This is a genomic window from Leclercia sp. S52, from assembly GCF_039727615.1.
Classification (GTDB): domain Bacteria; phylum Pseudomonadota; class Gammaproteobacteria; order Enterobacterales; family Enterobacteriaceae; genus Enterobacter; species Enterobacter adecarboxylatus_B.
Map to the genome: position 1 here is coordinate 1,607,856 of NZ_CP152474.1, position 15,380 is coordinate 1,623,235.

Annotated in this window: 12 protein-coding genes; 8 read left to right on the plus strand and 4 right to left on the minus strand. The window is 53.7% G+C overall.

Annotation, left to right across the window (positions count from 1 at the left end; genetic code table 11):
* The 3 genes from AAHB66_RS07605 (at position 1) to AAHB66_RS07615 (ending at position 2,924) form a co-directional block, all read left to right on the plus strand.
* Entirely contained in the window at positions 1-864 is an 864-nt protein-coding gene (locus AAHB66_RS07605; protein ID WP_347115743.1) for a dimethyl sulfoxide reductase anchor subunit family protein, read from the plus strand.
* Between the two features lie 274 nt (positions 865-1,138).
* Positions 1,139-2,287, plus strand: a complete 1,149-nt coding sequence (locus AAHB66_RS07610; protein ID WP_347115744.1) for an MFS transporter — start codon at positions 1,139-1,141, stop codon at positions 2,285-2,287.
* 124 nt (positions 2,288-2,411) lie between these two features.
* On the plus strand, positions 2,412-2,924 hold the full coding sequence (locus AAHB66_RS07615) for an anti-virulence regulator CigR family protein (protein WP_347115745.1): 513 nt from the start codon (positions 2,412-2,414) through the stop codon (positions 2,922-2,924).
* 34 nt (positions 2,925-2,958) lie between these two features.
* On the opposite strand, the gene pflA is transcribed toward AAHB66_RS07615, so the two are convergent.
* From pflA to ycaO, 4 genes are all read right to left on the minus strand, one after another.
* Positions 2,959-3,699, minus strand: coding sequence for a pyruvate formate lyase 1-activating protein (gene pflA, locus AAHB66_RS07620; protein WP_142488912.1), 741 nt, complete (start codon positions 3,697-3,699; stop codon positions 2,959-2,961).
* A 203-nt stretch (positions 3,700-3,902) separates the two neighbouring features.
* Complete coding sequence (gene pflB, locus AAHB66_RS07625; RefSeq protein ID WP_347115746.1) at positions 3,903-6,185, minus strand: formate C-acetyltransferase; 2,283 nt, start codon at positions 6,183-6,185, stop codon at positions 3,903-3,905.
* Between the two features lie 51 nt (positions 6,186-6,236).
* Positions 6,237-7,094, minus strand: coding sequence for a formate transporter FocA (gene focA / locus AAHB66_RS07630; RefSeq protein WP_347115747.1), 858 nt, complete (start codon positions 7,092-7,094; stop codon positions 6,237-6,239).
* Between the two features lie 405 nt (positions 7,095-7,499).
* Positions 7,500-9,260 (minus strand): 30S ribosomal protein S12 methylthiotransferase accessory factor YcaO, encoded by a 1,761-nt coding sequence (gene ycaO, locus AAHB66_RS07635; protein ID WP_347115748.1) that lies wholly within the window; start codon positions 9,258-9,260, stop codon positions 7,500-7,502.
* Between the two features lie 139 nt (positions 9,261-9,399).
* Between ycaO and AAHB66_RS07640 the strand changes: the two genes are divergently transcribed.
* From AAHB66_RS07640 to rpsA, 5 genes are all read left to right on the plus strand, one after another.
* Positions 9,400-10,092 carry a DUF421 domain-containing protein gene (locus AAHB66_RS07640; protein ID WP_347115749.1) on the plus strand — a complete coding sequence of 231 codons (693 nt, stop codon included), beginning with the start codon at positions 9,400-9,402 and terminating at the stop codon, positions 10,090-10,092.
* Between the two features lie 162 nt (positions 10,093-10,254).
* Positions 10,255-11,343, plus strand: a complete 1,089-nt coding sequence (gene serC, locus AAHB66_RS07645; RefSeq protein ID WP_347115750.1) for a 3-phosphoserine/phosphohydroxythreonine transaminase — start codon at positions 10,255-10,257, stop codon at positions 11,341-11,343.
* Positions 11,344-11,414: 71 nt separating this feature from the next.
* Entirely contained in the window at positions 11,415-12,698 is a 1,284-nt protein-coding gene (gene aroA, locus AAHB66_RS07650) for a 3-phosphoshikimate 1-carboxyvinyltransferase (RefSeq protein WP_347115751.1), read from the plus strand.
* A 188-nt stretch (positions 12,699-12,886) separates the two neighbouring features.
* Positions 12,887-13,570, plus strand: a complete 684-nt coding sequence (cmk, locus tag AAHB66_RS07655) for a (d)CMP kinase (RefSeq protein ID WP_032617356.1) — start codon at positions 12,887-12,889, stop codon at positions 13,568-13,570.
* 111 nt (positions 13,571-13,681) lie between these two features.
* Positions 13,682-15,355, plus strand: coding sequence for a 30S ribosomal protein S1 (gene rpsA / locus AAHB66_RS07660; protein ID WP_010429251.1), 1,674 nt, complete (start codon positions 13,682-13,684; stop codon positions 15,353-15,355).
* Positions 15,356-15,380 lie beyond the last annotated feature (25 nt).

Below are 15,380 nucleotides of genomic sequence, written 5' to 3' on the forward strand. Positions count from 1 at the left end.
ATGGGAAGCGGATGGCATGAATGGCCGTTGATGATTTTTACGGTCTTCGGACAGTGTGTGGCGGGCGGTTTTATCGTCCTCGCCCTGGCGTTGTTAAAAGGCAATCTGAACAGGGAACAGCAGCAGCGGCTGGTGCTGAGCATGTTTGGTTTGTGGGTGCTGATGGGGATCGGATTTATCGCTTCCACGCTGCACCTCGGTTCGCCCCTGCGCGCGTTCAACTCCCTGAACCGCATAGGCGCGTCCTCGCTCAGCAACGAGATCGCCAGCGGCGCGATCTTCTTTGCGGTTGGCGGGCTGGGCTGGCTGCTGGCGGTGCTGAAAAAACTGCCGGCAGGCTTACGCACTCTGTGGCTGGTGGTGACCATGGTGCTGGGCGTGGTGTTCGTCTGGATGATGGTGCGGGTCTATAACACCATCGACACGGTGCCGACCTGGTACAGCGTCTGGACGCCGATGAGCTTCTTCCTGACGATGTTTATCGGTGGCCCGCTGCTGGGCTTCCTGCTTCTGCGGGTGGCGGGCGTCGATGGCTGGGCCATGCGTCTACTACCTGCCGTGTCGCTGCTGGCGCTGGCGGTGAGTACGGTGGTGGCCCTGATGCAGGGTGCAGAGCTGGCAACGATCCACAGTGCCATTCAGCAGGCGTCATCCCTGGTGCCGGATTACGGCTCGCTGATGGCCTGGCGCGTGCTGCTGCTGGCGGCGGCGCTGGTGTGCTGGATTGTGCCGCAGCTGAAAGGCTATCAGCCTGCAATCCCGCTATTGTCGCTGGCATTTTTGCTGGTGCTGGCAGGAGAAATGATCGGACGCGGGGTGTTTTACGGTCTGCATATGACCGTTGGAATGGCCGTCGCCAGTTAACGCAGATTATTGTTATATAAAGCCGGGACTTAGTGCCCGGCTTTTCTTTTTTCAATCATGAAATTTTTCGACTGTCGTTTGGCTTTAATGTTGGCCTTAAATAAACAAAAACAAATACATAATTATTATCGATAGCAGACTTTGCATTAGCAGGATGAGTTTTTTCAATCGACAGGGAGCATATCGTGCGCGCGGCTCGATTGGGTGGATTGACTTTGTTTTTGCCAGTGGCATGATGCGCACGAAATCTGAACTTCCTCACGGTTTTTAATCCATGTCGACCTATACCCGGCCAGTGCTCCTGTTGCTCTGTGGCCTGCTTTTGCTGACCCTCGCGATCGCAGTGTTAAATACGCTCGTTCCGCTGTGGCTCGCCCATGAAAACTTACCGACCTGGCAGGTGGGTATGGTCAGCTCGTCCTTTTTTACCGGTAATCTGCTGGGCACCCTGATGACGGGAAGCCTGATTAAACGGTTTGGCTTTAACCGCAGCTATTATCTGGCATCGCTTATTTTTGCCGCCGGCTGCGCCGGGTTAGGGCTGATGGTCGGTTTCTGGAGCTGGATGGCCTGGCGCTTTATTGCGGGCGTCGGCTGCGCCATGATCTGGGTAGTGGTGGAGAGCGCTCTGATGTGCAGCGGCACCTCCCGCAACCGTGGGCGTCTGCTGGCGGCCTATATGATGGTCTATTATGTCGGGACCGTGCTGGGCCAGCTGATGGTCAGCAAACTGCCAACCGACCTGATGAGCGTCCTGCCGTGGGTGACCGGCATGGTGCTGGCCGCTATCCTGCCGCTGCTCTTTACGCGCATTGTGAACCAGAGCAGCGAGCATCAGGAGGCAACGCATATCTGGCCGATGCTGAGACTGCGTCATGCGCGTCTCGGGGTGAACGGCTGCATTATCTCCGGGATTGTGCTGGGCTCGCTGTATGGCCTGATGCCGCTCTACCTGAACCATCAGGGAGTCAGTGATTCCGGGATCGGTTTCTGGATGGCGGTGATGGTCAGCGCCGGGATTGTCGGGCAGTGGCCGGTTGGTCGTCTTGCCGACCGCTTCGGGCGCCTGCTGGTGCTGCGCGTTCAGGTCTTTGTGGTGATCATGGGCTGTCTCGCCATGCTCAGCAATGCCGCGATGGCACCGGCGCTGTTTATTCTGGGTGCGGCGGGCTTTACCCTCTATCCGGTCGCGATGGCCTGGGCCTGTGAGAAAGTGGAACATCATCAGCTGGTGGCCATGAACCAGGCGCTGCTGCTGAGCTATACCATCGGCAGCCTGCTGGGCCCGACCTTTACCGCCATGCTGATGCAGAACTATTCTGACAATCTGCTGTTTATCATGATCGCCAGCGTGTCATTTATTTATCTGCTCATGCTGCTGCGTAAAGTGGGCGAGCATCCCACGCCCGTGGCCCATGCCTGAATAAATAAAAGCCTGTCGCTGACAGGCTTTTTTTGTCTCTGTCACATATAAGAGTTTTACGCATTGTTTGTTTATTGCGTCAGACGATAATTCAGAGGCGTTCTATCACTAAAAGGCAGCGATCATGTCTACTCGTCGTTTTACCACTACAGCGCTGGCAGTAGTATTGTCTTTAACCTTTGCAACTGCACCTGCTATGGCCAATCCGGGCAATGGAAACGGAAATGGCCACGGTAACGGGCAAGGTAATAGCGGCAATCATGGCAACGGCAATTCCGGTAAAGGGAATGCCGGTAACCAGGACCATAAACAAAATAACGGTCACCAGAATTCAGGCAAATCAAATAAGAGCGTTAAAGATGATGTCGATGCACGCGTCAGTTACGATCATGCCCGGCATCTGGCGTTAAATTATGGCCTGACGGGTTATGACTCCCTGCCGCCGGGTATTGCAAAAAACCTCGCGCGCGGTAAACCGCTGCCTCCGGGCATCGCGAAAAAGGCCGTACCGGCCTCGATGCTGGGTCAATTACCTTCTTATCCGGGGTATGAATGGCGGGTGGTCGGTAAAGATCTGGTCTTAATTGCGCTGAGTACGGCGATTGTGACCACCATTATTAATGGCGTCTTTGACTAATAAATAAAACGCCCGGTGAAAACCGGGCGTTTTGTTAATACATGACTTTGTGACCGTACTGCTCCAGAATGCCTTTTACGCGTTCCATAGTCTCTTTCTTCGGCGGCTTAACGCCATCCAGCTTGTACTCTTCGCCCATCGCTACCCATTTATGTTTGCCCAGCTCGTGATACGGCAGCAATTCAATTTTCTCAACGTTGCCCATATCACGGGTGAACTCACCCAGGCGGTGGGCAGAGTCGTCGTCATCTGACCAGCCCGGCACCACGACATAGCGGATCCAGGTTTTGATGCCTTTGGCGGAGATGTATTTCGCGAACTCCAGGGTGCGATGGTTAGAGACGCCGACCAGATTCTGGTGAATTTCGTCGTTCATCTGCTTGAGATCCAGCATGACCAGGTCGGTCACTTCCAGCAGTTCATCAATCACCGGATCGTAGCGACGGACAAAACCGTTGGTATCCAGACAGGTATGAATGCTCTCTTTATGGCAGGCGCGGAACCAGTCGCGGACAAACTCCGCCTGCAGGATTGCTTCCCCGCCGGAAGCGGTCACGCCGCCGCCGGAAGCGTTCATAAAGTGGCGATAGGTCACCACCTCTTTCATTAATTCATCAACGGTGACTTCTTTACCGCCATGGGTATCCCAGGTATCGCGGTTATGGCAGTACAGGCAGCGCATCAGGCAGCCCTGGAAGAAGGTAATAAAGCGGATGCCCGGGCCATCGACGGTGCCACAGGACTCAAAGGAGTGAATGCGACCAATAGTTGACATTGCGGTGATATCTCCAGATTCGGCCCGTCCGGGGCCTGTGTATGTGCACAACTCAAGCGGCTGTGTCGAGTCTGTTTTGGCTGTTATCCATTTATTATAGATACCGGGCAAAAGAGACTATGGTGCGGGAGGTGTTAAAAAGGCCCCACTTGCGTGGAGCCTTTATTGTACGCGTTTTACGGCGTGATTTCAGTCAAATCCACTTACATGGACTGAGTGAAAGTACGGGTAATCACGTCTTTCTGCTGCTCTTTAGTCAGCGAGTTGAAACGTACTGCGTAGCCAGATACACGGATGGTCAGCTGAGGATATTTCTCAGGGTGTTCCATCGCATCGAGCAGCATTTCACGGTTCATGACGTTCACGTTCAGGTGCTGACCACCTTCGATGGACGCTTCGTGATGGAAGTAACCGTCCATCAGGCCCGCGAGGTTGGTTTTACGCACTTCGTCGTCTTTACCCAGCGCGTTTGGCACGATAGAGAAGGTGTAAGAGATACCATCTTTCGCGTAAGCAAACGGCAGTTTAGCAACGGAGGTCAGAGAGGCAACAGCACCTTTCTGGTCGCGGCCGTGCATTGGGTTAGCACCTGGTCCGAATGGCGCGCCAGCACGACGACCGTCCGGGGTGTTACCGGTTTTCTTACCATAAACCACGTTAGAGGTAATGGTCAGAACAGACTGAGTCGGGATAGCGTTACGGTAGGTGGTCAGTTTCTGAATTTTCTTCATGAAACGTTCTACCAGGTCAACCGCCATGTCATCAACGCGAGCGTCGTTGTTACCAAACTGCGGGTATTCACCGTCGATTTCGAAGTCTACAGCCAGGCCGTCTTCGTCACGAATTGGTTTAACTTTCGCATATTTGATTGCGGACAGGGAGTCAGCCGCAACGGACAGACCTGCGATACCGCATGCCATGGTGCGAACAACGTCACGGTCGTGCAGCGCCATCAGAGAGGCTTCGTAGCTGTACTTGTCGTGCATGTAGTGGATGACGTTCAGTGCGGTAACGTACTGTTTAGCCAGCCAGTCCATGAAGTGATCCATACGATCCATCACTTCGTCGAAGTTCAGCACATCGCCTTTGATTGGTTCAGATTTAGGACCAACCTGGATTTTCAGTTTTTCATCAACGCCGCCGTTGATTGCATACAGCATGGTTTTCGCGAGGTTAGCGCGAGCACCGAAGAACTGCATTTGCTTACCAACAACCATCGGGCTTACGCAGCAAGCGATCGCGTAGTCGTCGTTGTTGAAGTCAGGACGCATCAGGTCATCGTTCTCGTACTGCAGAGAAGAGGTGTCGATGGACACTTTAGCGGCAAATTTTTTGAAGTTCAGTGGCAGTTTTTCAGACCACAGAATAGTGATGTTCGGCTCCGGAGACGGCCCCATGGTGTACAGGGTGTTCAGGAAACGGAAGCTGCTTTTGGTCACCAGGGTACGGCCATCTACGCCCATACCGGCGATAGATTCAGTTGCCCAGATTGGGTCACCGGAGAACAGTTCATCATACTCAGGGGTACGCAGGAAGCGAACCATACGCAGTTTCATGACCAGGTGGTCAATCATTTCCTGTGCTTCGAGCTCGGTGATTTTGCCAGCTTTCAGGTCACGTTCGATGTAGGCATCCAGGAAGGTGGACACACGACCGAAGGACATTGCCGCGCCGTTCTGAGATTTAACCGCCGCCAGGTAACCGAAATAGGTCCACTGGATAGCTTCCTGAGCGTTGGTCGCAGGACCGGAGATGTCGTAACCGTATTTGGCGGCCATCTCTTTGATCTGACCCAGCGCACGGTGCTGTTCGGAGATCTCTTCACGCAGACGGATAGTCGCTTCCAGGTTTACGCCGTTTTCCATGTCGGACTGCAGGGACAGGAACTGTGCGTATTTGTCTTTCATCAGGAAGTCGATACCGTACAGCGCAACGCGACGGTAGTCACCGATGATACGGCCACGGCCATACGCATCTGGCAGACCGGTCAGGACGCCTGATTTACGGCAGTTCAGGATGTCTTTGGTGTAAACGTCAAACACGCCCTGGTTGTGAGTTTTGCGGTATTCGGTGAAGATTTTCTTCAGCATTGGGTCCAGCTCGCGATCGTACGCTTTGCAGGAACCTTCAACCATTTTGATACCACCGAACGGGATAATCGCACGTTTCAGTGGAGCTTCAGTTTGCAGACCAACGATCTTCTCGAGGGATTTGTTGATGTAACCCGCGTCGTGAGAAGTAATAGTGGATGCAATGGAGGTGTCGAAATCAACAGGCGCGTGAGTGCGGTTTTCCTGCTTAACGCCTTCCATAACGCTGTCCCACAGGGCAGTGGTCGCGTCGGTGGCACCGGCCAGGAAGGATTCGTCACCTTCATATGGGGTGTAGTTTTTCTGGATGAAGTCACGAACGTTGACTTCATTCTGCCAATCACCTTTGGCAAAACCTTCCCATGCTGTGGCTAACTTTTCATTAAGTTCGGACATGTAACACCTACCTTCTTAAGTGGATTTTTTATTTACTGCCTGAGAAAACCATTAATGATGGTTATCGCCACGCAGGTAAATGACCCAGTATGTCAACCCAACCAGCAGACCACCGCCAATAATGTTCCCGATTGTGACTGGGATCAGGTTATCAGAGATGAAGTTCATAACGGTCAGGTGAGAGAAACTTTCCGGGCTGGAACCTACTGCAGTCCAGAACTCCGGGCTGGCAAAGTCACGGATTACGATACCGAATGGAATCATAAACATGTTTGCAATACTGTGTTCAAAGCCGCTGGCAACGAACATGGCGACAGGCAGAACCATAATCATGGCTTTGTCCATCAGGCTGCGGCCGGAGTAGCTCATCCAGACGGCCAGGCAGACCATCAGGTTGGCAAGAATGCCCAGCGCAACGGCTTCAATAAATGTGTGGTGTACTTTGTGGTCGGCGGTTTGCAGGACGTTTAGCCCCCACGCGCCGTTGGCGGTCATATATTCACCCGACAACCACATCAACAGGACAAACAGCAGGCAGCCAATCAGGTTTCCAACGTAAACGTTGAGCCAGTTTTTTGCCAGTTGGCCCCAGGTGATCTTACCGCTGGCTTTCGCGACCACGATAAGAACCGTCGAGGTAAAGAGGTCAGCGCCGCAGATAACGCACAGGATCAGACCCAGTGAGAAACAGATGCCGCCGATCAGCTTAGCGATACCGAAAGGCATCCCGGCAGTACCGGTGGTGGCGGTGATATAGAAAACAAAGGCAATGGAGATGAACACCCCGGCAGTGATGGCCAGGAAGAACGTCGTCATCGGTTGTTTCGTTGCTTTATAGACACCCGCTTCTTCGGCAACTTTCGCCATTGCAGCTGGGAGTAAAAGATCAAAAGGGTTGTCAGCTTTCACACTAACTCTCTCTTTATTAAGTCGGCGACGAGATACTAACAAAGCATTATAGAAGAGAAATTGATGTAGATCATATCTCGCCTGGCTTATAGGCCCGCAAAGTGCGTGGTTTTTCAGCAAATGCGGAGTAAGTATTTGATTATACGTATAAAAATAAATTTTAAAAGTTACTAAATGATTTGATTTTTTTCTTCCGACCTTCCCCCGGACAGTTAATTAGAATGGAGTATTTCATATAAAAAGTAACAATAATCGCCAGGGCGCCATAATTATAGCTACCAATATTTAACTTTATTATTACAACTAAAAGTTATTGCCGCAGAAATAAAAAACGGGGCAATAAAATTGCCCCGTAATATAACGTAGGTGATTGTATACGCCTACAGTTTGTAATGTTATGTAACGTTATTTAGCCCAGTAAGCGCTTTTAGCCTTCTGTAATTTCTCATAGGCCTTCAGCAGCGACTGGTGAGCAGGGAAGGCTTTCAGATCGCTATCCACTGCCTGCAGGCCGTGGAATGGCGCTTCACCGCTCAGGGCTGCACTGGCGTTCTCTACCGCTTCGGCACCGTACATACGGGTAAAGGCGTTAAGATATTGCAGCGGCTCACGATCCTCTTCCTGCGCCAGTAACAGCAGCGTCTGCAGGCAGCGGTAGTAGTTCGCGCGCTCTGCGCTGAATACCGAGGCGTTGAACTCGATAGTCCATTCGGTCCAGATCAGCGCCTGCTCCAGGTCGCCGCCCGCCAGCGCCAGCATCGCCTTCAGCTCACCGATACGCAGGGTGTACCAGCCGTTATCTTTGCCTGTCGCCAGGCCCAGCAGCTCGCGCACGCGGGTAAAGTCGTCGTGGCCTTCGTCGTCCAGCTGGGTGATGAGGTTCAGGTAGTCCTCTTTCTCCCACGCGCTCTCCGGCAGGGCCAGCAGGGTTTCGCGCAGATGCGCACCCATGCTGTTGTTCGCCAGCCACAGATCTTCCACCGGATAGATGTCGGACATGCCCGGGACCAGAATACGGCACGCATACACGCTCAGGTGTTCGTAATCCGCGATATACACTTCCTGGCCTTCGGCAGTGAAGATCGCCATCAGGGTGGCGAACTCTTCTTCCGTGGTACCGGCGAAGCTCCAGTCAACAAACGGATAATCTGCGTCCTGCTTGAACATATCCCAGGAGATAGAGCCGCTGGAATCGATGAAGTGGGTCTCCAGGTTGGCGTGTTCAGCCACTTCTTCGTCATCGAAGGTTGGCGGGGTAAACACGTCGAGATCTTTCAGGCTGCGGCCCTGCAGCAGCTCGGTAACGGTACGCTCCAGCGCCACGCCGAAGTCCGGGTGTGCACCGAAGGAGGCGAAGCAGGTGCCGTTCGCCGGGTTGAACAGCACCACGCAGATAACCGGGTACTTCCCGCCCAGGGAGCCGTCATAGGCAAAGATTGGGAAACCTTCGGCTTCCAGTTTGGCAATGGACTCTACCACGCCCGGGTAGCGGGCCAGCACGTCAGCCGGGATCTCCGGCAGGCTGATGGATTCCGCGATAATGCGGTTTTTGATGTGACGCTCAAACACCTCGGACAGCCCCTGAACACGCGCTTCGTTGCGGGTGTTGCCGGCGGACATGCCGTTGGAGACATACAGGTTGCCGACGATGTTCATCGGAATATAGACGGTTTGCTCGTCAGACTGACGGGTAAACGGCAGGGCGCAGATACCGCGATCTTCATTACCTGACTGCAGATCGATCAGCATGCTGGCGGTCAGCTGGTTTTCCAGATCGTAGAACGCGCGCAGGCGATCGTCGAGGATCCCTTCCGGCAGCTCGTCGTCTTCGGTCAGCGGGAACCATTTTTCGTTCGGGTAGTGAACGAACGGGCCATTTGCCACGGTGTCGCCCAGCCAGAAATCGGCAAAGAAATAGTTGGTGGACAGACGCTCAAAATATTCACCCAGCGCAGAGGCCAGCGCCGCTTTTTTGGTGGCGCCTTTGCCGTTGGTAAAGCACAGCGCGCACTCTTTATCGCGAATATGCACGGACCAGACGTGGGGAACCGGGTTGAGCCAGGAGGCCTCTTCGATGTTAAAGCCCAGGTCGGTCAGTTTTTGCTGGAAGCGAGCAATGGAATCTTCCAGGGCGGCGTCTTTGCCGGGGATAAACGTTTGAGTCATGGCGATCACTTATATCGTACGGAAAGCGCGCAATGATACGGGTTTTGCATGACAGGCGCTATCTCCCCGGCAGTTTCGGCGAAAATAAAAGGCTGGGCTATGCTTACATCCAGTAACCTACTGTAAAGGAATATAAAAAATGAAAGCATTCGATCTTCAACGAATGGCCTTTGATAAAGTACCCGTTGAGTTTTTGGGCGAGGTCGCGCTGCGAAGTCTCTTTACCTTTGTACTGGTTTTCCTGTTCCTCAAAATTACCGGGCGGCGCGGCGTGCGCCAGATGTCGCTCTTCGAAGTGTTAATCATTCTGACGCTGGGGTCGGCGGCGGGTGACGTGGCGTTTTATGACGATGTGCCGATGATTCCCGTCTTTATCGTTTTTGTCACCCTGGCGTTGCTCTACCGGCTGGTGATGTGGCTGATGTCAAAAAGTGAAAAGCTGGAAGATCTGCTTGAGGGAAAACCGGTAGCCATTGTCGAAGAGGGCAAGCTGGCCTGGGAAAAGGTACAGCGCGCCAACATGACCGAGTTTGAATTCTTTATGGAACTGCGGGTGAGCAGCGTCGAGCAACTTGGGCAGGTTAAGCTTGCTATTATGGAGACCAACGGGCAGATAAGCGTCTACTTTTACGACGATGACGAGGTTAAGCCCGGGCTGTGCATACTGCCGGATGAATTTGTGGAACGTTTTATGACGATACCGGAAGTCGGCGAATATGCCTGCCGACGTTGTGGTCATGTTGAGACTCTATCGGCCGGGGCGCATCAATTATGCCCACGCTGCAAGAATCCGGAATGGACGAAGGTTAGCCGGGCCAAACGCATCACCTGACAGCAATTTTGTCGGTTTTGTGACAGCCCGCTGGCAGAATGTATTGTGTGACGGCGGGCACATTTTCCGGGTCATAAGTTTTAGACATTGCGGCGCGTGTCACTGAATGATAAAACCGATATCCACAGTTATAACTTATTGCTTTTAGCGTGGTGAGGGGAAATGGCTCAGGTCTTTAATTTTAGTTCAGGTCCGGCAATGTTACCGGCGGATGTGCTCAAACAGGCTCAACAGGAGCTGTGTGACTGGAACGGTCTTGGCACGTCGGTGATGGAAGTCAGCCACCGTGGTAAAGAGTTTATTCAGGTGGCAGAAGAGGCAGAAGCAGATTTTCGTTTCCTGCTGAATATCCCCTCAAATTACAAAGTATTATTCTGCCACGGCGGCGGACGCGGCCAGTTTGCGGGCATTCCGCTGAACCTGCTGGGTGACAAAACCACCGCGGATTACGTTGATGCCGGTTACTGGGCAGCCAGCGCAGTAAAAGAAGCGCACAAATATTGCTCCCCGAACGTGATTGATGCCAAGGTTACCGTAGACGGTTTACGCGCGGTGAAGCCGATGAGCGAATGGCAGCTCTCCCGGGATGCGGCCTACCTGCACTACTGCCCGAATGAGACCATCGACGGGATCGCCATCCACGAAGAGCCAAACTTTGGCGAAAATGTAGTGGTCACGGCAGACTTCTCCTCCACCATTCTCTCTGCGCCGCTGGATGTCAGCCGCTACGGCGTAATCTACGCCGGCGCGCAGAAAAACATCGGTCCGGCCGGTCTGACCCTTGTGATCGTGCGTGAAGATCTGCTGGGTAAAGCCCACAAATCCTGCCCGTCGATTCTGGATTACACCGTGCTGAACGATAACGACTCCATGTTTAACACCCCGCCGACCTTTGCCTGGTACCTCTCTGGCCTGGTCTTTAAATGGCTGAGAACCAACGGTGGCGTGGCGCAGATGGATAAGATCAACCAGCAGAAATCTGAGCTGCTGTACAGCGTGATCGACGGTAGCGACTTCTACCGTAATGACGTTGCCAAAGCGAACCGTTCTCGCATGAACGTGCCGTTCCAGCTGGCCGATAGCAATCTCGATAAGCTGTTCCTGGAAGAGTCCTTCGCCGCTGGTCTGCACGCGCTGAAAGGCCACCGCGTAGTGGGCGGGATGCGTGCGTCTATTTATAACGCGATGCCGCTCGAAGGCGTTCAGGCCCTGACCGACTTCATGACTGACTTCGAACGTCGCCACGGTTAATCACGCCCGTGTTTATTCCCCCGCGGCCTGGCTGCGGGGTTTTTATTATGTTGAATTGAGAGTTAAGTTTCATGGAATCCCTGACGTTACAACCTATCGCGCGGGTAGATGGCACCATTAATCTGCCTGGTTCAAAAAGTGTCTCGAACCGCGCTTTGCTGCTGGCAGCGCTGGCAAATGGCACCACTGTTCTCACTAACCTGCTGGACAGCGATGACGTTCGCCATATGCTCAATGCGCTGAAAGCGTTGGGAGTCCACTATACCCTGTCCGCCGATCGCACCCGCTGCGAAGTGACGGGCAATGCCGGGGCGCTGCACTCCGCTGAGGCGCTGGAACTGTTCCTCGGCAATGCCGGTACGGCAATGCGTCCGCTGGCAGCGGCCCTGTGCCTGGGCAGCAACGACATCGTGCTGACCGGCGAGCCGCGCATGAAAGAGCGTCCGATTGGCCACCTGGTGGATGCGCTGCGTCAGGGCGGCGCGCAGATTGATTATCTGGAGCAGGAAAACTATCCGCCGCTGCGCCTGCGCGGGGGCTTTACCGGTGGCGAAGTGGCGGTGGACGGCAGCGTCTCCAGCCAGTTCCTGACCGCGCTGCTGATGACCGCACCGCTGGCACCTCAGGACACCACTATCACCATCAAAGGTGAGCTGGTTTCCAAACCCTATATTGATATCACCCTGCACCTGATGAAGACCTTTGGCGTTGAGGTTGAAAACCACAGCTACCAGCGCTTCGTGGTGCGCGGCGGGCAGCAGTACCAGACGCCGGGTAACTACCTGGTGGAAGGTGATGCCTCATCGGCCTCCTACTTCCTGGCGGCGGGCGCCATTAAAGGCGGCACCGTTAAAGTGACCGGTATTGGCCGCAACAGCGTGCAGGGCGATATTCGCTTTGCCGATGTGCTGGAGAAGATGGGCGCGGTAGTCACCTGGGGCGATGACTTCATCTCCTGTACCCGCGGCGAACTGAACGCCATCGACATGGACATGAACCATATTCCCGACGCGGCGATGACCATTGCCACGGCGGCCCTGTTTGCTAAAGGCACGACCACGATGCGCAACATCTACAACTGGCGTGTGAAAGAGACCGATCGCCTGTTCGCGATGGCCACTGAGCTGCGTAAAGTGGGGGCCGAGGTGGAAGAGGGCGAGGACTACATCCGCGTAACCCCACCGGCACAGCTGCAGGCTGCGGAAATTGGTACCTATAACGACCACCGGATGGCGATGTGCTTCTCGCTGGTGGCGCTGTCGGATACGCCGGTTACCATTCTCGATCCAAAATGCACCGCGAAAACCTTCCCGGACTATTTCGACCAGCTGGCGCGTATCAGTACGCTTGCCTGACGATCCCCTGCCGCACCGCCCGGTGCGGCAGCTTAATTACTTACACTTCATGACGCTGTCATCGTCCATTTCTTCTACACTCAGCTTCAAACATTTCGTAATTTGCACGCAAAGGTAACAGTTGTGGACGTTGACGCGTATAATGCGCGGCGTTTACACAACGGTATGCCTAATTTAAGGAGAAAAAGATGACGGCAATTGCCCCGGTTATCACCATTGACGGGCCGAGTGGCGCAGGGAAAGGTACCCTGTGCAAAGCGATGGCGGAAGCACTGCAATGGCATCTTTTAGATTCGGGCGCAATCTATCGTGTGCTGGCGCTGGCTGCTTTGCATCACCATGTTGATGTGGCCTCTGAAGAGGCGCTTGTTCCGCTGGCCGCCCATCTGGACGTGCGTTTTGTCTCCACCAACGGCAACCTGGAAGTGATTCTGGAAGGCGAAGACGTCAGCGGTGAGATCCGCACTCAGGACGTGGCGAACGCCGCCTCTCAGGTTGCGGCCTTCCCGCGCGTTCGCGAGGCGCTGTTACGTCGCCAGCGTGCTTTCCGTGATGCGCCGGGTTTGATCGCTGACGGACGCGACATGGGAACCGTGGTTTTCCCTGATGCGCCGGTCAAAATTTTCCTTGACGCTTCCTCGGAAGAGCGTGCGCAGCGCCGCATGCTGCAGTTGCAGGAAAAGGGCTTTAGTGTTAACTTTGAACGTCTTTTGTCTGAGATAAAAGAGCGCGACGATCGCGACCGCAATCGCGCCGTTGCACCGCTTGTTCCTGCAGATGATGCATTAGTTCTGGATTCTACCAGTTTAACTATTGAGCAAGTGATTGAAAAAGCGCTACAATATGCGCGCCAAAAACTGGCAATCGCGTAATCGCGACCGATTTAGCAGTACCCCCGCTGCAATGGATTGACGGCGGGTATGTGAAACAACCCCATCCGGCACGGAGCCAGGTGGACGTTAATATTAACCTGAAGATTAAACATGACTGAATCTTTTGCTCAACTATTTGAAGAATCCTTAAAAACAATCGAAACCCGTCCGGGTTCCATCGTTCGTGGTGTTGTTGTTGCTATCGACAAAGACGTAGTACTGGTTGACGCCGGTCTGAAATCTGAGTCCGCCATTCCGGCAGAGCAGTTCAAAAACGCCCAGGGCGAGCTGGAAATCCAGGTTGGTGACGAAGTTGACGTTGCTCTGGATGCAGTAGAAGACGGCTTCGGTGAAACCCTGCTGTCCCGTGAGAAAGCTAAACGTCACGAAGCTTGGATCACGCTGGAAAAAGCTTACGAAGAAGCTGAAACTGTGGTCGGTGTTATCAACGGCAAAGTTAAAGGCGGCTTCACTGTTGAGCTGAATGGTATTCGTGCGTTCCTGCCAGGTTCACTGGTAGACGTTCGTCCAGTTCGTGACACCCTGCACCTGGAAGGCAAAGAGCTTGAGTTCAAAGTAATCAAGCTGGACCAGAAGCGTAACAACGTTGTTGTTTCCCGTCGTGCCGTTATCGAATCCGAGAACAGCGCAGAACGCGATCAGCTGCTGGAAAACCTGCAGGAAGGCATGGAAGTCAAAGGTATCGTTAAGAACCTCACTGACTACGGCGCATTCGTTGACCTGGGCGGCGTTGATGGCCTGCTGCACATCACCGACATGGCGTGGAAACGCGTTAAGCACCCAAGCGAAATCGTGAACGTGGGCGACGAAATCACTGTTAAAGTGCTGAAGTTCGACCGCGAGCGTACTCGTGTATCCCTCGGCCTGAAACAGCTGGGCGAAGATCCATGGGTTGCTATCGCTAAACGTTACCCAGAAGGTACTAAACTGACTGGTCGCGTTACCAACCTGACCGACTACGGCTGCTTCGTTGAAATCGAAGAAGGCGTTGAAGGCCTGGTTCACGTTTCCGAAATGGACTGGACCAACAAAAACATCCACCCATCCAAAGTTGTTAACGTTGGTGATGTAGTGGAAGTTATGGTTCTGGATATCGACGAAGAACGTCGTCGTATCTCCCTGGGCCTGAAGCAGTGCAAAAACAACCCATGGCAGCAGTTCGCGGAAACCCACAACAAGGGCGACCGTGTTGAAGGTAAAATCAAGTCTATCACTGACTTCGGTATCTTCATCGGCCTGGACGGCGGCATCGACGGCCTGGTTCACCTGTCTGACATCTCCTGGAACGTTGCAGGCGAAGAAGCAGTACGTGAATACAAAAAAGGCGACGAAATCGCAGCAGTTGTTCTGCAGGTTGACGCAGAGCGTGAGCGTATCTCCCTGGGCGTTAAACAGCTCGCAGAAGATCCGTTCAACAACTGGGTTGCACTGAACAAGAAAGGCGCAATCGTAAACGGTAAAGTGACTGCAGTTGACGCGAAAGGCGCAACCGTAGAACTGGCTGACGGCGTTGAAGGTTACCTGCGCGCTTCTGAAGCTTCACGTGACCGCGTTGAAGATGCAACTCTGGTTCTGAGCGTAGGCGACGACGTTGAAGCTAAATTCACCGGCGTTGACCGCAAAAACCGTGCAATCAGCCTGTCTGTTCGTGCTAAAGACGAAGCTGATGAGAAAGATGCAATCGCAACTGTTAACAAACAGGAAGATGCAAACTTCTCTAACAACGCAATGGCTGAAGCTTTCAAAGCAGCTAAAGGCGAATAAGTTACTCGTAGAGTAACTTGACAGA